General features: G+C 59.8%; 15 protein-coding genes. 13 read left to right on the top strand and 2 right to left on the bottom strand.

Features of this window, described 5'->3' with window-relative positions; genetic code table 11:
* Window positions 1–24: 24 nt before the first annotated feature.
* Window positions 25–807: a GntR family transcriptional regulator gene (locus DXC79_RS01645; RefSeq protein ID WP_158550939.1), complete on the bottom strand. Its 783-nt coding sequence runs from the start codon at window positions 805–807 to the stop codon at window positions 25–27.
* Between the two features lie 308 nt (window positions 808–1,115).
* On the opposite strand from DXC79_RS01645, the gene DXC79_RS01640 reads away from it, so the two are divergent.
* From DXC79_RS01640 to DXC79_RS01595, 10 genes are all read left to right on the top strand, one after another.
* Window positions 1,116–1,550, top strand: a complete 435-nt coding sequence (locus DXC79_RS01640; RefSeq protein ID WP_117634680.1) for a PTS sugar transporter subunit IIA — start codon at window positions 1,116–1,118, stop codon at window positions 1,548–1,550.
* Between the two features lie 79 nt (window positions 1,551–1,629).
* Window positions 1,630–2,118 (top strand): PTS sugar transporter subunit IIB, encoded by a 489-nt coding sequence (locus DXC79_RS01635; RefSeq protein ID WP_117584041.1) that lies wholly within the window; start codon window positions 1,630–1,632, stop codon window positions 2,116–2,118.
* 71 nt (window positions 2,119–2,189) lie between these two features.
* Window positions 2,190–3,047, top strand: a complete 858-nt coding sequence (locus DXC79_RS01630; RefSeq protein ID WP_089572605.1) for a PTS sugar transporter subunit IIC — start codon at window positions 2,190–2,192, stop codon at window positions 3,045–3,047.
* Window positions 3,047–3,874 (top strand): PTS system mannose/fructose/sorbose family transporter subunit IID, encoded by an 828-nt coding sequence (locus tag DXC79_RS01625; protein ID WP_117584043.1) that lies wholly within the window; start codon window positions 3,047–3,049, stop codon window positions 3,872–3,874. The genes DXC79_RS01630 and DXC79_RS01625 overlap by 1 nt, the downstream gene beginning before the upstream one ends.
* A gap of 196 nt (window positions 3,875–4,070) precedes the next feature.
* Entirely contained in the window at window positions 4,071–4,397 is a 327-nt protein-coding gene (locus DXC79_RS01620; protein ID WP_117584044.1) for a DUF202 domain-containing protein, read from the top strand.
* Window positions 4,398–4,501: 104 nt separating this feature from the next.
* Complete coding sequence (locus tag DXC79_RS01615) at window positions 4,502–4,942, top strand: MarR family winged helix-turn-helix transcriptional regulator (RefSeq protein ID WP_158550938.1); 441 nt, start codon at window positions 4,502–4,504, stop codon at window positions 4,940–4,942.
* Between the two features lie 510 nt (window positions 4,943–5,452).
* Window positions 5,453–11,866 (top strand): discoidin domain-containing protein, encoded by a 6,414-nt coding sequence (locus tag DXC79_RS01610; RefSeq protein WP_158550937.1) that lies wholly within the window; start codon window positions 5,453–5,455, stop codon window positions 11,864–11,866.
* A gap of 217 nt (window positions 11,867–12,083) precedes the next feature.
* On the top strand, window positions 12,084–12,548 hold the full coding sequence (gene purE, locus DXC79_RS01605) for a 5-(carboxyamino)imidazole ribonucleotide mutase (protein ID WP_006235810.1): 465 nt from the start codon (window positions 12,084–12,086) through the stop codon (window positions 12,546–12,548).
* A 35-nt stretch (window positions 12,549–12,583) separates the two neighbouring features.
* The gene (locus tag DXC79_RS01600) at window positions 12,584–13,588 is read left to right on the top strand and encodes a class B sortase (RefSeq protein WP_117634676.1); all 1,005 of its coding nucleotides are present in this window, start codon (window positions 12,584–12,586) and stop codon (window positions 13,586–13,588) included.
* Window positions 13,589–13,655: 67 nt separating this feature from the next.
* The gene (locus DXC79_RS01595) at window positions 13,656–14,072 is read left to right on the top strand and encodes a molybdenum cofactor biosynthesis protein MoaE (protein ID WP_117634674.1); all 417 of its coding nucleotides are present in this window, start codon (window positions 13,656–13,658) and stop codon (window positions 14,070–14,072) included.
* Between the two features lie 90 nt (window positions 14,073–14,162).
* On the opposite strand, the gene DXC79_RS01590 is transcribed toward DXC79_RS01595, so the two are convergent.
* A complete protein-coding gene (locus tag DXC79_RS01590) occupies window positions 14,163–15,392 on the bottom strand; it encodes a putative ABC transporter permease (RefSeq protein WP_117634672.1) in 1,230 nt (409 codons plus the stop codon).
* A gap of 294 nt (window positions 15,393–15,686) precedes the next feature.
* Between DXC79_RS01590 and DXC79_RS01585 the strand changes: the two genes are divergently transcribed.
* From DXC79_RS01585 to purN, 3 genes are all read left to right on the top strand, one after another.
* Window positions 15,687–17,357, top strand: a complete 1,671-nt coding sequence (locus DXC79_RS01585; protein ID WP_117634670.1) for an amidophosphoribosyltransferase — start codon at window positions 15,687–15,689, stop codon at window positions 17,355–17,357.
* 157 nt (window positions 17,358–17,514) lie between these two features.
* Window positions 17,515–18,618 (top strand): phosphoribosylformylglycinamidine cyclo-ligase, encoded by a 1,104-nt coding sequence (gene purM / locus DXC79_RS01580; RefSeq protein WP_117634668.1) that lies wholly within the window; start codon window positions 17,515–17,517, stop codon window positions 18,616–18,618.
* On the top strand, window positions 18,608–19,306 hold the full coding sequence (purN, locus tag DXC79_RS01575) for a phosphoribosylglycinamide formyltransferase (RefSeq protein WP_117634666.1): 699 nt from the start codon (window positions 18,608–18,610) through the stop codon (window positions 19,304–19,306). Before purM ends, purN begins: the two co-directional genes overlap by 11 nt.
* Window positions 19,307–19,453: the final 147 nt, after the last annotated feature.

Below are 19,453 nucleotides of genomic sequence, written 5' to 3'. Positions count from 1 at the left end.
AACGGCGGAGCCCACGTTTTGGATTTATTGGGCTGTGGCGGTGAAGGTTGTTTTGTCGGCGGCGATGTGCACGTGCAGCTTTGCCTGACCGTCGCAGCTGATGAGCACGCCTACCTCGAACGGGGTTCCCGTCTTGTCGTAGGTCGAACGCACGATGCGCATCGCCGCCTTACCGGTGTTCTGTCCCAAAAGGCGCGCCTCATGCTTGTCGAGGTTGACCGTCTCGTAGACGGCATCGACGCTTGCGGGCAGGATGCCGGTCTTTTCCGCGATGTAGGCGTAGAGCGAGCCATCCACGTCTTTGCGTGTGAGCTCGGGGCAAAGTGACACGAGGATATAGACGTAGTTGAGCTCCATGGGTTTGTCGTTGGCGAGACGCAGGCGGCGAATCTCCCAGACGGGTGTCCCCTCGGGCACTTTGAGCCCAGAGGCGATGCCGCGGACGGCCGGTATGCTTGAAAAGGCGAGAATCTGCGAGCTCGGAACCCGTCCCGCTTCGCGCATCCGCGCGCTGAAATTCAGGGCCAGGTCGATGCCGGGTGCTGAGGTTTGGGGTTTGATGAACGTGCCCTGCCCACGTTTGCGCACCACGCGCCCCTCGATGACGAGATCTTGGAAGCAACGGCGCACGGTCGCGCGCGATAACTCTAGCCGTTCACAGATTTCGAGCTCGCGTGGCAGCGGCGTCTTGGTGTCGAACGCCTGGCTGGCGATAAGCAGGGCGATTCGATGTTTAAGTTGGACATAGAGCGGCGTATCACCGCTGCGGTCGAAGGGTTCGGAGGCGAGAAACGAGATCATATCCATGGGGTACCTCCATGTCGTGGGCGTACGTGACATGGTCTGACACTGCGGGGCAAACCGGAGATGCCAGGCCCGATTCTTGCTGGTATGTATGGTGCATAAGGAACATAAAACATTTATCAGGCAATCTACCTGCTATTTTAAAAATAATTAGAAGAAAAAATAATTTAGGCACAAAAATAGTTGCTACCGTTAACCGATGAATAGTTGCCGTTCACAACTATTTTCTTGTACCGAACATGCCCCGGCGCAACAATAATCTCAGCAAAAAGCAAAGCCGTGCGACACACGGCAGGTCGAGAGGAGACCGCATGCGGTATCTGGTAATGGTCAGTCACGGAACGCTCGCTCCCGGACTGCACAGTGTCCTCAAGATGCTCGGCAATGACGCCCCGAACATCTTGTCGACGAGTCTCGTGGACGGCATGGGCGCTGACGAATATGTCGAGAACGTCAAGGCGATGGTCGCTCCCGTTACCGCCGATGACGAGGTTGTCCTGCTCGGTGACATCCTGGGCGGATCGCCGCTCACCAATGCTATGAACACGCTGGCCGAGAAGGGCTTGCCCGCCCACACCATTGCCTTCGGCGGTATGAATCTGCCCATGGCTATGACCGCCATGATGGGGCTTGCCACCATGGACCTGGATTCTCTCAAGCAGATGATGCTGCAGGAGGGCAAGAACGGTATGTCCGAGCTTGTGGTCCCGACCGATGACGCCGACGACGAGGACGACGACATCTAGGCAGCGCATCCGCCCCAATTTTTGTGATGGAGCGGGGGTTAAGAGGAAAGACCCCCGGTGATAAAGAAAGGGAGAACGCATGATTTCGTTCATCCGTATTGACGACCGTATGATCCATGGACAGACCGTTACCCGTTGGGCCCTCGAGTATCCCTGCGACGGTCTTATCGCCGTCAACGACGCTGCAGCGTCCAACCCCGTGCTCAAGGAGGCCTACAAGAGTGCCTCGGGCAAGAAGACGTTCGTGTGGACCAAGGAGCACTTCAAGGAGGTCTCCGAGAAGGTTCTCAAGTCCAACACCAAGTACTTCCTGATCACCAAGAACCCGCTCGACATGAAGGAACTTCTCGTCGATTTTGGCTTTAAGCCCGGCATGGACCGCATCATCGTCGGCCCCTGCAACGACCGTCCCGGCGCCACCAAGCTCGGCAACAACCAGTCGATCACGCAGGAAGAGGCCCAGGCGCTCGAGGATCTCACCAACGCCGGCTACACGGTCGAGTTCGCCCTTATCAAGGAGAAATCCATTGGTGAGTGGCCCAAGTTCCGCGGTCAGTTTGGCTTCTAGTTAGGCGCCAGCTGCATTTTGGTACCTACAGCCCTGGGGAAAGGGGCTGAGGAATAAAGAAAGGGGAAAGCATGGCAATCAATGCATTCCAAGCCGCGCTGTTCGGCCTGTTCGCCTGCCTGGCATCACTGCCTGGCATGGGCGGCACGACGATCGGCAACTACACTCTGGGTCGTCCTCTGGTCGCCGGCCTCATCGTCGGCATCATCATGGGCGATATGCAGACGGGCATCCTCGTCGGCGCTGCCATCCAGGTTGTCTACATCGCTCTCGTGACCCCCGGCGGAACCGTCTCCGCCGACGTCCGCGCCGTGTCCTATATCGGCATCCCGCTGGCGATCCTCGCCATCAAGAACTCGGGCATCGATCCCGCCTCCGCTGAGGCTGCCGGCATGGCCGCATCCCTCGGTGCCGCCGTCGGCACGCTCGGCACTGTGCTCTTCTATGGCACCGCCACCATCAACCTGGTGTGGCAGGGCATGGGGTGGAAGTGGCTCGAGAAGGGCGATCTCCACAAGCTCTACCTGGTCAACAACGTTCTGCCTTGGATTGGTCACATCGTCTGCTCGTTCCTCCCGACGTTCATCATCACCATGGGCGGCACCGCCATGGTCGACCTCATGAAGACCTACATGCCCATGGACGGCATCGCGATGAAGACGCTGTTCACCGTCGGCTCGCTGCTGCCTACCGTCGGTATCGCCATCCTGCTCAAGCAGGTCATCTCCAAGCCGACGGACTTCCTCACGTTCTTCTTCGGCTTCACCCTGTCCGCTGTCATGGGATGCAACCTGATTGCCGCCGCCGGCATCGGCTGCTTCTTCGCCCTGATCAACTATGAGATCGCTTCGCTCAAGATCGACCTCGCAAACGCTCCCAAGGCAGCTATCGCCTCGGGCTCCGATGATGAGGAAGAGGAGGACATCTAATGGCAGAGAAGAAGAAACTCTCTAAGAAAACGCTTGCCAAGTCGTTCCGCAACTGGTCCTATGGCAACCTGACTTGCTTCTCGCAGGAGCACATGCAGACCTTCGGTTACCTGTGCGCCATGCTTCCGATCGTCGAGGAGCTCTACGACACGCCCGAGGAGCAGAAGCAGGCCCTCCAGACCTACTCCGCGTTCTTCAACACCGAGCCGCAGATCGGCACCATGATTGTCGGCGTCACCGCCGGCCTCGAGGAGGCTCGCGCAAACGGCGAGGCCATCGACGACGACGCCATCAACGGCATCCGCGCCGGCCTCATGGGCCCGCTCGCCGGCCTTGGCGACTCGCTGATCGTCGGTACCCTGATCCCGATCCTGCTCGGTATCGCCCTCGGTCTCTCGACCGGCGGCTCCCCGCTCGGCGCTATCTTCTATATCGTCGTGTGGAACCTGCTCATGTACCTCGGCATGCGCTTTGCCTACAACCAGGGCTATGAGCTCGGCGGCAAGGCGGTTGAGGCACTGGTCGGCCCCAAGGCAAAGGCTCTTCGCGATTCCATCGTGATGGTCGGTACCATGGTCATCGGTGCAGTCGGTGCTACCTGGGTCTCCATCACCTGCAGCCCCAACCTGGTGCTGCCCGGCGGCGGTAAGTTCCAGGACACTCTCGATGGCATCTATCCGCACCTGCTGCCGATGGTCTTCATCATCTTCTGCTGGTACATGATGACCAAGAAGAAGGTCAACCCCATCGTTATGATGCTGATTCTCGTCGTGATCGCATTCGTGGGCGTTGTTATTGGCTTCTTCGACCCGGCACTGAGCTACTAGTCATCATCCCCTGGCCCCCTGTAAGGCCGTGCGGCCTCAACCGCACGGCCTTCTGATTTTGCGCCGCCCTTCAAGGGCAATATGGCCAGCGACCTCCATCGCCTACACGACACCCGCTATATTGCTCTTGAAAGATGACGTATTCGAAAAACGATGTTCTTGCACATGATGCACGCTTTGCACGAGGAGGACCCATATGCACGAGAAACACGGACACGACCTTTCGCGCGACGACTTGATCCGCGAGGCAAAGATGCAGACCGATGCTATTCAGCGGCTCAACGTTTGGCTGCGTCTGGGCTATTCGCTCGTGGCTATTGGCTTTTTGGTGGGGATGTGGGGTATGCAGGGCGGCCCCGGCTGGGGCGTCCCCGCGGGCATCGTATGCTTGGTGGTGGGCACTCCGCTTTCGATTGTGCTTAAGGTTGGCACGACCAACGCCAAAAAGAATGTTGAGCGTATGCTCGAGGCCGCGGGTATCGACGTTGAGGAGCTTATGCGACGCAAGAAGGACGAGCAATAGACTTCCGCGTTGGGGTATCATAAATAATTGTTGCGAATGTTAACTAATGTACGGCAAATGACGGTTTTATGGCCCTTCTAGAGTTGCAAAGGACAATATCCCCAGTGGATTACGATGACGTCGCTCGAAAACTGATTGTGTACTCACGTTCCCTTGCCAAGGGATCCTTGAGTGCTGCCGGCGGCGCCAGTGTGGGCGAGGCACCGGTTTTACAGTATCTATCGGGTATTGACGGTGATGTTATTCCCTCCGAGATTGCCAAGAAGCTGAAATTCTCCCGTGCGCGCATGTCGCATATCTTGGATTCACTCGAGAGCAAGGGTTACGTTCAGCGCAGGACCGATCCAAACGATCGTCGGCGTGTGCTGGTGAGCATTACCGAGGAAGGCCGTGATTTCGCGGCGAAAAAAAATGCCGAGAGTGTGGCATCGCTCTCGAAGCAGCTCTCAGCGCTCGGCGAACACGATGCTCAGGAGCTCGTGCGCATCCTGAATAAAGCCTACAGCCTTACCTATGATGCCGACGACTACCTGGACAATCTATAAGGATGAAGGCAGACATTTAGGTGCATCTTGAAATGCACCCGGGACAGTTGTGCCCATTGACTACCGTCAGCATCTCATTCCAAACCAAATCAGCCAACGTACGGCATAGCAATCTCCGGTAGGTCGCAGGGCGGCGGTCGAGCTTTTCTCTCGGGAAACTTCGCGAAGCCCAGTTCCCGAGGGAAAGGTATGGTCTGTGTAATACCAGATAAACAGTACATTTTTGCTAGATTGGTATTTGACTGAAGAACCAATTGGTATGGCTTATTAAGCCCACCTTGCCGTTGACGCTCATTTTACTGCCGCTGGTGGACTTCCGAACTTGGTTGCGCAAGTGCTCCCATATATTGATATGACCTAGTAGGTGGCTATCTGGTTACTACCAGTTGGCCCCTTGGTAACGGGTGGCCCCATTGTGCGGAATGTACCGAACATCCCCGTTTGATACGTTTTCCCATGCTGCCGGGGGGCGTCCTCGGCACCTCAGCATCTCGGAAGAAAGGAGACCAGGTGCGCAGGAATTCCATTTTTACGAAACGGTGGGTGAAGGGAAGCGCGGTCCTCGTTGCCACTGCAGCGACGCTCGTGTTTGCCAACCCCCAACAGGCGATTGCCACGCCACTCAAGGGCGTCGACTCAGCGACCGTGTCCCAGTCTGCCTCGAATGTCGTCGACATCGATTTCGCTGACGGCATCAAGGGCCGTATTACGTTCCTCGAGGACGGTATTTTCCGTTATAACGTCGACCCCAAGGGTGAGTTTTCCGATTACGCCACACCGCGCAGTAAGTCCCACACGGCTAAAATCCAGGCTCAGCCCGATACCTCGGACACCTACAGCAAGCCGAGTGCGACGGTTGCCGACAAGGGCGACACTATCGAGATCACCGGCGGAAAGGCGACCGTGATCCTGGACAAGGCGACTGGCAAGATGAGTATCAAGTCAGGCGACCGTGTCGTGGTTTCCGAGTCCGCGTCCCTCGACCTTGATAAGAAGGGTACCGTCCAGACGCTCGCCAAGGAGAAGTCCGAGAACTTCTTTGGCGGCGGCACCCAGAACGGACGCTTCCTGCACACCAACCAGACCATCGCCATCTCCAACACGAACAACTGGACCGATGGCGGCGTTGCCTCGCCCAACCCGTTTTATTGGACGAGTGACGGCTACGGCGTGCTCCGAAACACGTTTGCAGAGGGTTCCTACGACTTCGGTTCCACGGACTCATCGACGGTCACGACTTTGCACAGCGAGAATGAGTTTGATGCCTACTACTTCGTGGCGACCAACGAGGGAGCTTCGAACGTGGCAACTGAGATGCTGCAGGACTACTACAAGGTGACCGGTAACCCGGTACTGCTGCCCGAGTACGGGTTCTACCTTGGTCATCTTAATGCCTATAACCGTGATGGCTGGTCAACGACCTCGGGTCAAAAGAAGTGGGAGACCAAGGGCAGCAAGTCCTCGAGCGAGAAGGGCGACGTTAAGTACGAGTCTGGCATGTCGACGGGCTACAAGCTCGACGGCACACTTGCGGCCGAGACGCTCAACGGTGAGGGCCCTACGGTTGATACCGAGAACATGAAAGCGACCGATTTCGACCGCCAGTTCTCTGCTCGTCAGGTTATCGATGACTACGAGGACAACGACATGCCGCTCGGCTGGTTCCTGCCGAACGACGGTTACGGCGCCGGCTATGGCCAGAACGGTTACTACAAGACCGGCGGCGTCAACTCCGACGGAGCGAGCTCGGCCGACCGTCTTAACGCTGTGCGTGCCAACGTCGACAACCTTAAGAAGTTCACCGAGTATGCCAACTCAAAGGGTGTGAGCACGGGCTTGTGGACCCAGTCCAACCTTGAGCCCGACAGCAACCCTGAGACCCCGTGGCATCTGCTTCGCGACTTCGACGCCGAGGTCAAGACGGGAGGCATCACTACCCTTAAGACCGACGTTGCCTGGGTTGGATCTGGCTACTCCTTTGGTCTTAATGGCATCAAGACAGCTTATGACGCGGTGACGACCGGCGCTAACAAGCGCCCCAACATCATCACGCTCGATGGTTGGGCCGGCACGCAGCGCTTTGGTGGCATTTGGACCGGCGACCAGTATGGCGGTAACTGGGAGTACATTCGCTTCCATATCCCCACGTATATCGGTCAGAGTCTTTCGGGCAACCCCAACATCGGCTCCGACATGGATGGCATTTTTGGCGGCGACCCCATCATCTCTGCGCGTGACTACCAGTGGAAGACGTTCACGCCCTCTATGCTCGACATGGACGGTTGGGGCACCTACCGTAAATCGCCCATGACGCACGGCGATCCCTACACAGGCATCTCGCGCTTCTACCTCAAGCTCAAGGCGCAGCTCATGCCCTATATCTACACGAGCGCGGCCTCGGCGGCCAACATCGACACGGGTAACGGCGATGCCGGCCTGCCCATGATCCGCGCCATGCTGCTTTCCGACAACTCCGAGTACGCCGCAAGCACTTCGACGCAGTACCAGTATATGTTCGGTGAGAACTTCCTAGTGGCACCGGTGTATCAGGATACCCAGGCAGACGAGAACGGCAACGACATTCGCAATGGGATTTACCTCCCCAACTACGGCACCGACGAGAATCCCACCATCTGGATCGATTACTTCTCGGGTAAGCAGTATCGCGGCGGCCAGGTTCTCAACAACTACGAGGCTCCGCTTTGGAAGCTGCCGCTGTTTGTGAAGGCCAACGCTATCGTGCCGATGTACGCCGAGAACAACAACCCCGAGGCCGTGAGCGACACCAACACCAAGGGTACCGACCGCAGCCAGCGTATCGTCGAGTTCTTCGCCACCGAGGGCGACGGCACCTTTACGCAGTACGAGGACGACGGCTCCTCCATCGAGAACAACACGACTGAGGACGATTCCTACGGTACGATCGACAATATCTCCTACGGTGAGCATGTGAGCACCGTCTACAGATCCAAGGCCGCAGGCGGCACCGCGACCTTTACCGCCGAAGCCTCGCAGGGTGGCTACAACGGCTACGACTCCAATCGCACCACGACCTTCGTGGCCAACGTGTCCGCCAAGCCCATGAGCGTCGTCGCCAAGAACGGCGGATCCGCGCTCAACGTGGTTGAGGTCGACTCGCAGGAGACCTTTGACACCGCGACCCCCGAGGCCGGCCAGGCGGTCTACTTCTACAGCGAGACCCCTAACCTCAACCACTACGGCAGCGATGTGGACGGCACCGAGGCCGAGCGGGGCGAGAGCTTTAACAACACCAAGATCACCACGAACCCCAAGGTCTACGTCAAGTTCGCGAAGACCGATGTTGCTGCGGCGGCGCAGACGCTCGAGCTGGGCGGTTTCGTGAACGCCGACGCCACGCTCACAGCCGATCGCCTCAACGAGAGCCTCTCCGCACCCACGAACCTTGCTGCCCCCGAGGACGCCACGACCCCAACGAGCATCAAGCTCACCTGGGGAAAGGTCGATGGTGCTACCTCCTACGACCTTAAGGTCGACGGCACTGTGTTTGCCGTGGGTGATGCGGCCGAGTTCACGCACACCGACCTCGCCTACAATAGCAAGCACACCTACCAGATTCGTTCGCGCAACGCCGAAGGTTACTCCGCCTGGAGCGATGTGCTCGAGGCGAACTCCGCACTCGATCCGTGGCGGAACGTCCCCGACGCCGAGGAAATCACCTGGGAGGGCTCACTTTACGGCAGCCATAAGGCCGAGCTCGCCTTCGACCATGAGTTCCAGTCGGGCGACGGCGGTTTCCACTCCGGTGGCAACGATCTGGGCAAGGCGCTTACCGTTGACTATGGACGCGCTTACAAGCTCGATAAGCTCGAGTACTATCCGCGCGATGACGCCGGCAACGGCACCGTGACCAAGATGCGTGTTGAGACGAGTCTCGATGGCGTCCACTGGACGAGCCAGGAGGTCGATTGGGCACGTTCCGCTGATTGTAAGACGGTAGCGTTTGACGGCACCGTGGCCGCCCGTTACGTGCGCATGACACCGCTCGCCTCGGTCGGCAATTTCTTCTCCGCGTCCGAGATTGCCATCTACAAGACCGACGGCACGGATGGCTTCGCCGTGGGCTCCAACCTCAACAAGGCCACGATCTCCGACGGAGACTACTCCAACATGAAGAACTATCTGGGCCTCGAGAATCGCGAGCCCGATACCCCGACGTTCGGTTCGCAGATCCGCGACCACTTCGCCGACCTCAACGATAACGGCGTTTACGACGTCTACGATTACTCGTTCACCATGGCGGGTCTTGACGGCGGCACTAAACAAAAGGGCAAGGTCGCAGGTTCGCTCGCGGTGATTCCGAGCAAGACCGAGGTCGAGGCCGGTGATGAGATCACCGTTGATGTCTATGCGGCCGACGCCAAGAACGTCAACGCCCTGGGCGCCCTCGTCAACTTCAAGAGCGACCAGTTCGAGTTTGTGTCCGAGAGCATCGCGCAGGACGGCTCGACTGCCGGCATGGAGAACCTGTCTCGCGAGAAGGTCCAGTTCGTGGACGGAACGCAGACTATCAATCTCGCCTTTGCCAACCGCGGCGATGGCAAGCTCTACAACGGTACTGGCGCGGTGGCGAGTTTCAAGCTCAAGGCCAAGACCGCCGGAAAGGTCGAACTGCCCTCGACATCTTGGCTTATCGGCCCGGCATGCGACGCACTTGAGTTTGCGAGCGACGGCACGGTGACGATGCCGGACGTTCCTCAGCCAACGGTCGCCGAGTACGCCCAGGATGCCTTCAACATCACGATGACCAACGATGAGCTCACGACCGACGACGGGACCAACGTCGAGAAACTTATCCAGCAGAAGAGCTATAACGCGCTGTTCGATAATAACGAGGGCGACAACGGCTTTGAGTTCCTGTGGAACTGGAGTGGCAACTGGGACAGCGAGGGTAAGCTACCGAGTTACGTGAAGCTTCCCACCACGATGACATTCGCATTTAAGACGCCGTCGAAACTCGATAGCGTCGAGGTCGTTAACCGCAACGGCGGCAACGGAACCGTACAGAAGATCAAGGCCGTCGTGACGTTCGAGGATGGCTCGATCCAAGAGTTCGCGGGCGGGGAGTACGATTCCTTCCTGGCTCGCTACGCCTTTGACCTCTCTGCCGAGAACAAGGGCAAGAAGGCGACCAAGGTCGAGGTCACGCCGCTTGAGGCATCGGGTGACCAGATGCTCACACTGCGTGAGGTCAACTTCAACTACACGCAGGGTGTCGAGGCCATCGAGGGTGTCGAGCTAGGCAAGAACCAGACCGAGTTCTTTGAAGGCGACATTACGCCCGTCGACGCCAAGGCTACGCCTGAGAGCGCTGGCTACCCCTATGTGACGGTCGAGAGCTCCGACCCCTCTGTGGTAAGCGTCTCCGCTGTTCAGGCTGGCGATAGCGTGAGCTACTACCTGCGTGCCAACAAGGCCGGCAAGGCAAAGATCACGGTGGCGTCGGTACTCGACCCCTCCAAGACCGCATCCTATGAGGTCGAGGTCAAGGCTGGTGTCGATACCTCTGCGCTCGTGGCAGCGCTTTCCAAGGCCGCGGGCTACAGCGAGTCCGTCTACACCAAGGATTCCTATGCAGCTCTCACCACTGCGGTCGAGGCGGCTCGGAAGCTCCTCGACAGCGGCCAGGGCAGCTATAGCAAGAAGGATGTCGCAGACGCCACTGCCAAGATCGAGAAGGCAATCGACGGCCTCAAGATGCGCCCTGTCGATGAGAAGATCCTCATCAACACGCCCGAGAACCGCAAGAACGTCAAGGTGGCCGACTTCTCGAGTGAGGCCGACTACGAGGGCAGCAACGCCGTCAACGCTCTCGACGGCGACGAGCGGACGCTTTGGCACAGCGACTGGGCCCATGGGACCGGTATGCCCCAGTATCTGAGTGTCGACCTGGGCCGCGACTACGATCTCACCGACGTTACATTCCTGCCGCGCCAGGACGGCGGCACTAACGGCGATATCTTCGAGGCCGAGATACTGGTCTCCGACACTGCCGACGGTTATGAGATGGGCACCGCCGCGTCGATGGGTACGTTCGCCTTCGACAACGACGGCCGCGTGCTCACCGACCGTGGCGACTGGAAGCAGATGAGCTTTGGCGCCGCGCGCGGTCGCTACGTGACCGTCAAGGTGATTCACGCCGGCGGTGGCGACGTTGATGCCTACTGCAGCATGGCGGAGCTCAAGTTCTACGGTACGGCCGTCCCCGATCCGGTGGCGAAGGATGATCTCGCTACCGCGATCGAAAAGGTTGATGCCGAGGTTGCTGCCGGCGACCTCAAGGCCGGTGACTACACCGAGGCCTCCTGGACGGCGCTCGAGAACGCCCTGGCGAGCGCCCGCGCCATCTTGAGTGACGAGAACGCCACGCAGGACGAGGTCGACCAGGCGCTCAGGGCGCTCGAGAGCGCCCGCGGCGCGCTCGAGAAGACCCCGGTGGCCCCGGTCGAGAATCCGACTAAGAAGCAGCTCAAGGCTCTGGTCAAGCAGGCGAAGGAGACTGACACCAGGGGCAAGACGGCCGAGTCTGTCAAGGCCCTGACGGATGCCATTACCTACGCCGAGGACGTCTTGGGTGATGAGGATGCTTCCGACACCCAGATCCAGGCGGCCTATGGCCAGCTCAAGCTGGCCATTGAGAGCCTCAAGGATGCCGATTCCGGCAACCAGGGCGGCTCGGGCAACCAGGGTTCCGGCAATGGCTCGAACGGCGGCAACCAGGCGGGCAAGCCCGCAGGCGACAAGGCCCAGGGCAGCAAGAAGAACGGTTCGGCGATTCCCAATACCGGAGACCAGACGGCGGCGACCGTCGCGACCGTCGGTGGTCTTGGCGCCATCATCGCCGCGATCGGCGCTTTCTTCCATCGTCGCAGCAAGGCTAAGTAGCCCCAGCAACAGCTAAGCAAGCGTGCCCGCCGCCCCACCCAAGGACGGTGGGCACGCTTTTTGAATGTAGGCAGAAAGCTCCGACCCTTCGGCCCTAATCTCGCAAAGCGTTCCGTCTCCCGCCGAACACATCAGCATCGGCGGCTATACTTGATTTATTTGCAGTTAAGGGTCGCGGATCCGCCGCGTCACCGCTCTCAACAGGAGGTCTTTGTTTATGGCAGATCAAAAGCCGGTTGTCGGGATCATCATGGGCTCCAAGTCCGATCTGGGCGTTATGGAAGGTTGCACCGCCGAGCTCGAGGCGCTGGGCGTGCCCTATGAGCTTGTCATTGCGAGCGCACACCGCACACCGGCGAAGGTCCACGAGTGGGCTTCGACTGCCGCCGATCGCGGTATCAAAGTGATTATCGCCGCTGCCGGCAAGGCCGCCCACTTGGGTGGTGTCGTGGCTGCCTTTACGCCGCTGCCGGTTATCGGCGTGCCTATGAAGACGAGTGACCTGGGCGGTATGGATTCGCTGCTGTCGATGGTGCAGATGCCTTCGGGCGTGCCCGTGGCCTGCGTTGCCATCAACGGTGCCAAGAACGCCGCCATCTATGCCACGCAGATTCTGGGTGCTTGCGACCCCGAGTACCGCAAGGTTATCGAGAAAATGAAGCAGGAGATGGCCGACGCCTAGGCGTTCCGCCGTTTCACCGCAGTATAAGGAGAGCCATGTCCGATTATCAGGGAAAACGATTCAAGGCTTCTCAGATTCCCGATCCGTCGAAGCCGGGTGCTGCCCATGCGGCACAGCAGGGTCGGACATCCTCTCCTCAGCAGCCGCGCGCGCCGCGTTCCGTAACGCCGACGTCCCATCGCCGCCAGGATACGCCGGCTGCGTATCGCCCTTCGTCATATGGCACGGCAAAGAAGCAGGCTCGGACGACGAGGCAGCTGAGTGACGCGCCGTCCAACTATGCCGAGCAGCCGCGTAAGAAACGCCGATCCATCATTCCCATCTTGCTCATCATCGTGGGCATCGGTCTGATTGTCGCCGCCGCTGCCATCTTTATCAATGCTCAGATTGGCTATAAGCAGGCGAGCGATTCGTACCAGAAAATCGAGAAGCAATATGTAAGCGATAAGGACGCCAGCGGCGTGCCGATTATCGACTTTGATGCGCTTGCTCAGACGAACCCCGAGATTGTGGGTTGGATTTACGTGCCGGGAACCAACATCAACTATCCCGTGGTGCAGACCAATAACAACTCCAAATACCTCAACACGCTGTTTGACGGTACGTCCAATGCATCGGGTGCGATCTTCTTGGACAGCGACGATACCGCGCCGGGAATGGTTGACCAGCAGACCACGATTTACGGCCACCATATGAACGACGGATCGATGTTCAATGTGATTTCGGACACCACTGATCAGGCGACGTTCGATAGCATCGAGTTCGTGTATTACATCACACGGGATGCTACGTATAAGCTGCGACCACTGGCGACCAAAGTTGTCGAGGACACGTATGCCAAGGCGCGCACGCCCAATTTTGAGGGCGACGACGGGCTCAAGAACTACCTGTCCGAGATGCTCGACGGTGCCTCTGCCGTGGCGAGCGATGCGGGCGATCGCGCCGCCTCGGCAACCAAGGTCGTAACGCTTGTGACCTGTCGTTCGTTATCGCTGAGCAACACGCGTGCTGTCATGGTGCTCACGCCGGTCGAGGAATAAGTTGTTCGAGAGTAGCTAAAAAAGCCCCGTTCCAAATTGGCTACTCGACGACGGTAAGGGAGAAATAATGCTCGAGAATGGCAAAACGATGCCTTCGGTTGATGCTTGGCTGCGCGAGGCCAAGGCCGATTCGTCGGCACCTGCGTGCGGTATGTATCTGACACACAACGGTGTGGTGCGTGCGACGCCCAAGGCCGAGGTGCGCGGAGTCGAGACCGATGGCGTGGCGCCGGGCCACAAGGTGGGCGGCATGGTGTTTGGCTACGACGCCAGCAAGGTACAGGCCGCCATCGAGGCGACGCGCGCGATGCCGGGTATCGGCTATGTGCGCGTGTGGCTGGCAAGCGGTGAGCTTGCCGTAGGTGACGACATCATGCTCGTGCTCATCGGCGGGGACATTCGCCCGCACGTGGTCGATGCGCTGCAGGCGCTCGTTGGCACCATCAAGAATGAATGCGTGAGTGAGGTCGAGCGCGAGGAGTAGAGGCTTGCGTCGATAGAAGGATCGTTTATAAAAATGCCCGCCGGTACGTGTGATACCGGCGGGCATTTTGCGTTTTGGGCGCGGTTGGCGCTACACGCGCGTCGCATCCTTGGGGCTCATGGTCATGCTCTGGAAGCGATTCTCCATAAAGTCATTATCGAAGTACTTGCCGTAGAACTGCGCAACGGGAATATCCGGTTCCGTGCCGTTGACGCGCTGATACCAATAATCGAGCGACTGCAGCGTCATAACGCCATCGACCAGCATAATGATGGTGAAGATGACGGTAGCCGAGTAGCGGCTCTTCCATGGAATCATGTTGATGAGCTTGAGCAGCCTCGGCAGCAGCAGCTTGATCCAGATGAGTCCGCCCAGGCCCCACAGACAGGCAAAGCCCGTGCAGGTACGTCCGCCCGTAAGGACGGCGAGCGGATCGGGCATGCCAAAGAGCTTCATATGCGAGTAGCTCCACGATACCACGCCAAACGAGGTTTGCATAAACCAGCCCACGAACACCTCAAAGCTTGCACCGAGCAGTGCGCTCACCAAAAAGATAATGATGGGGTTCTTTTTATAGAAGCGGTTGAGCACCATGGTCATGAGCACGGCGCCAAATCCGTAGATGGGGCTGAAGGGGCCAAACAGCATGCCGGCGCGGTTCTGGTAGACGCCCGGGTCGTCGACCGTCATGTGCCAGATGTCCTCGGCGATCAGGCCGAGTATGCAGCAGACAAAGAATACCCAGAACAGGTTGAAGTAGTTGAGCTTGATGTAGCCTTCGCCGGTTTCATCGCGCCCGAGCATGCCCTCGGCGGCGGCGTCGCGATCGAGCATCTCCTGCAGGCGGCGCTGCAGCTCGCGCTCCTGCCGCAGCGTGGGGTCGACGGTGGCCGAAAGCGCGACGAGGATGCCGAGCTGGATGGCAGGGCGAAGCAAGAAGGGCCCGATGCCCTGGAGCATCACGTCAACCAAAAGCTCGACGACGGTAAACGCGATAAGGATATAGGACAGGCGAGCGGCGTTGCGGCGCTGGTTTTTGATAAGGTCCAGGCCAAAGATGATCAGGATGACGGCGCTTGCCGCAGAGAGCATGATGCCGGCGACGATAAGGCCGACCGCGACGAGCGTGTTGTCGCCGAGCTTGGCGGCGGCGTTGCCGTTGATGAGCGCGGTGATGACCTGCCACATAAAGGCGCCGACCGAAGGGAGCGTGCCCACGCCGGACAGGATGCACAGGACGGCGTACACCTTAATGATGAGGGGGATCTTCTTGACCTCCGTGGCGCTGGGGACGCTGGGGTCGAGTTCGTTTCGATCCATACATAACCTTTCTCGTTTTGCTGTAGGTACAAGGATACGCCGCCGACCTGCCAAAAGACAGGACGAACGTCCCAATTGCAACAATGCAAGCCCCAACGGCGGGCGAGACGCGTCGTAACGGAAGTATGCGGGATCGTCGGCCCCGAGGCGGTTGCCCAATAAAATGTTTGGCTGCAAAACGGATTATAAGCTCGGTGGGCTTTTAAAAAGCGCTGTTCATGCGCGGGAGTGCTTGTCTTGCCGTGCGTATAATAGGGCAGGTAACGCCAAATAACGAGGCTCTGAGGGGATGCCATGTCTCAAGAAACCATCCACGCGGCCGAGCGTGCCGCGGGACAGGTGAAGACCATGTCGACGTATGATCCGGACTCCGACCAGCTGCATGAGGAATGCGGCATTTTTGGTGTGTGGGCACCCGATCGCGATGTGGCTCGACTGACGTACTTTGGTCTGCGCGCGCTGCAGCATCGCGGCCAGGAATCGGCGGGAATCGCCGTGGGCGACGGCGGCACGGTTATGGTTCGCAAAGACCTGGGACTGCTCGATCGCGTGTTCTCCAACGCCGACCTGTCGACGCTCTCCGGCCAGCTGGCCGTGGGCCACGTGCGCTATGGCACCGCCGGCGCCAAGAGCTGGGAAGCCTCGCAGCCGCATCTTTCCACCATCAACAGCGTCATTATCGCGCTTGCTCACAACGGCACTCTGGTCAACACCGACGAGTTGCGCCGTCAGCTGATCGAGCTGGGCGTGCCGTTCCTCTCCAATTCGGATTCCGAGGTCGCGACTAAGCTTATCGGCTACTTTACTCAGCGTACGGGCCATCTGCGTGAGGGCATTCGCAAGACCATGGAGCTCGTGCGCGGCGGCTACGCCATGACGCTCATCAACGAGCAGGCGCTCTACGCATTTCGCGATCCGCACGGCATTCGCCCGCTCGTGCTGGGCAAGCTGGTGGACGAGGGCCTGGACCAGGCCGATGCCGCATCCGTTTCGCAGCTGCCGTCGCAGGACGGCGCCGCGACGGTCGACTCCGCCGTCCGTGTCACGCGCGCCGGCGGCTGGGTCGTTGCCTCCGAGACCTGCGCACTCGACATCGTGGGTGCCGAGTACGTCCGTGACGTCCGTCCCGGCGAGATTTTGCGCATCAGCGCCGAGGGCCTTGTGTCCGAGCAGGGCGTGCCTGCCGCCGAAGAGCCTGCTAACTGCATCTTTGAGCAGGTCTACTTTGCCCGCCCCGACTCCATCATGAACGGCAAGAGCGTCTATGCCTGCCGTTACGACATGGGTCGTCAGCTGGCACACGAGGAGCCCGTCGAGGCCGACCTGGTCATCGGCGTGCCCGACTCCGGCTTGCCGCCCGCGGAGGGGTATTCGCACGAGAGCGGTATTCCCTTTGGCGAGGGCCTCATCAAGAACCGCTACGTGGGCCGTACGTTTATCGAGCCCACGCAGGAGCTGCGCGCCATGGGCGTGCGCATGAAGCTCAACCCGCTGCGCGACAACATCGAGGGCAAGCGCCTGGTCGTCATCGACGACTCCATCGTGCGCGGCACCACCATGGTGCAGCTCGTCAAGATGCTGCGCAACGCCGGCGCCAAGGAGATTCATATCCGCATCAACTCGCCCGAGGTCATCTGGCCGTGTTTCTACGGTATCGATACCGACGTGCAGTCGCAGCTTATCAGCGCCAACAAGACGGTCGACGAGATTTGCGAGTATATCGGCGCCGATTCGCTGGCCTTCCTTTCGGTCGAGGGCCTGCTGAAGGTCATGCCCAAGGGCGGCTACTGCGATGCGTGCTTTACTGGACGCTACCCCGTGGCGATTCCCGAGAGCTTTGGCCGCGACAAGTTCATGGAGGGCTTTAAGCCCCGCAACCTGGACAAGCCGCTGCACTTTGACGACGACGCCGTGATCGAGAAATACGACGACCGCAGCTGGGAAGAGGAACACGGCGGGGCCTAAAACCTGCCATTTAGGGACAGGTTTATTTTGGTAGGTTTCACCTGCTGTTTTGTTGATATGACGGCGCGTGCTGTTATGGCGCGCGCCGAAATGAACGCAACTATGAGCACCGCTTGGCGCCCGCGCGGCGCCACGGTAATGGGAGAGGAAGGCTCAGATGAGCGACAGCAAGCATGTGACGTATGAGGACGCCGGCGTCGATACCGCCGAGGGCGGCCGCGCCGTCGACGCTATTAAGCGGATGGTCAAGGACACCAACCGCCCCGAGGTTATCGGCGGCATCGGTGGCTTTGGTGGCCTGTTCTCGGCCGCCGCGCTCAAGGATATGGAAGACCCGATCCTGATCAGCGGTACCGACGGCGTCGGCACCAAGCTCGTGCTCGCCCAGATCATGGACCGTCACGAGACGGTGGGCCAGGACCTGGTCGCCATGTGCGTCAACGACATTTTGGCTTCGGGCGCCGAGCCGCTGTTCTTCCTGGACTACGTTGCCATCGGTCACATCGAGGCCGAGCACATGGCAAAGATCATCAAGGGTGTGGCCGACGGCTGCAAGCTCGCGGGCTGCGCGCTCGTGGGCGGCGAGATGGCCGAGCACCCGGGCGTCATGGCTCCGGCCGACTACGACCTCGCCGGCTTTACCGTGGGTGTTGTCGATCGTCCCAAGATGCTCGACCCCGCGAACGTTCGCCCCGGCGATGTGATCCTGGGCCTGCCTTCCACCGGCGTGCACTCCAACGGCTACTCGCTCGTGCGCAAGGTCATCGGCGTTGACGGCATCAAGCCGGGTACGACCGAGGCCGCCGCTAAGGCCGAGGAACTGAGCCGTCCGCTCGAGGAGCTTGGTGGTGCATCGCTGGCAGACGCCCTGCTGGCCCCCACGCGCATCTACGTCAAGCCGATTCTGGAGCTGCTCCGCGGTGGCGCCAACGTTCACGCCATTGCCCATATCACCGGCGGCGGCATCACCGAGAACCTCAACCGCGCGCTTGCCGACGACGTCGACGCCGTGGTCACCCGCAACGGTGCCGAGATGGGTTGGGACGTTCCGCCCGTCATCACCTACGTGTCGCGCCAGGCCGAGCTCGCGCCCAACGAGGCATGCAAGACCTTCAACATGGGCGTCGGCCTGTGCCTGATCGTCGCCCCCGAGGACGAGGCCGCGGTTACCGAGGCCCTGGTCGCGCTGGGCGAGAAGCCGTTCCGCGTGGGCGAGTGCGTCGAGGGTTCCGGTAAGGTCGTGTACTCCGATGAGCGCTAACGATCAGATGGCTGCTAGTGAGGGCCTGGGCTTTGTGCCCTACACCCGTCCGACCGGCACCGATACGGCAGAGCCGCTCAAGATCGGTGTGCTCATCAGCGGTTCGGGTACCAACCTGCAGGCGCTGATCGATCTGATCGCCGCCGGCAAGCTCAACGCTTCGATTGAGCTTGTGGTGTCGAGCCGTCCTTCGGCCAAGGGCCTGCAGCGCGCTGAGCGCGCGGGCATCCAGACGCTCACGCTGTCCAAGGATGTCTACGCCGACCCTATTGCCGCCGACGAGATCATCGCGCACGAGCTTCTCGAGCGCGGCTGCGAGTATGTGGTCATGGCCGGCTATATGCGCATGGTGCACACGCCGCTGCTGGCGGCGTTCCCCAATCGCGTGGTCAACCTGCATCCGGCGCTGCTGCCGAGCTTTACCGGTGCGCATGCGATTGACGATGCCTTTGCGCGCGGCGTCAAGGTAACTGGCGTGACCGTGCATTTTGCCAACGAGATCTACGACAACGGTCCCATCATCGCCCAGCGCACACTGGCTGTTGAGGAGGGCTGGGATGTCGACACGCTCGAGGAGCACATCCACGCGATTGAGCACGTGCTGTATCCCGAGGTCGTGCAAATGCTCGCCGACGGTCGCATCCACGTGCTGGAGAACGGCAAGGTGGCAGTTGACCCGGCGCGCTAGTCGCTTGAAAAAGGGTCTCCTTGGTTTCCTTGAGATGTAAAAGCTTCATCAGAACCAAGAAATCTGATAGGGCCTCGTCCGTGTGCGGGCGGGGCCCTTTTGCGTGGCCTTTCATGTTTGCTATACTGCTAGCAGATAGAGAGGAGC

Origin of the sequence: Collinsella sp. TF08-11AT (assembly GCF_003437035.1) — a bacterium.
Taxonomy (GTDB): Bacteria; Actinomycetota; Coriobacteriia; order Coriobacteriales; family Coriobacteriaceae; genus Collinsella.
Note: the sequence above shows the minus strand (reverse complement) of the source record. Positions and strands in the feature narration are given on the sequence as shown.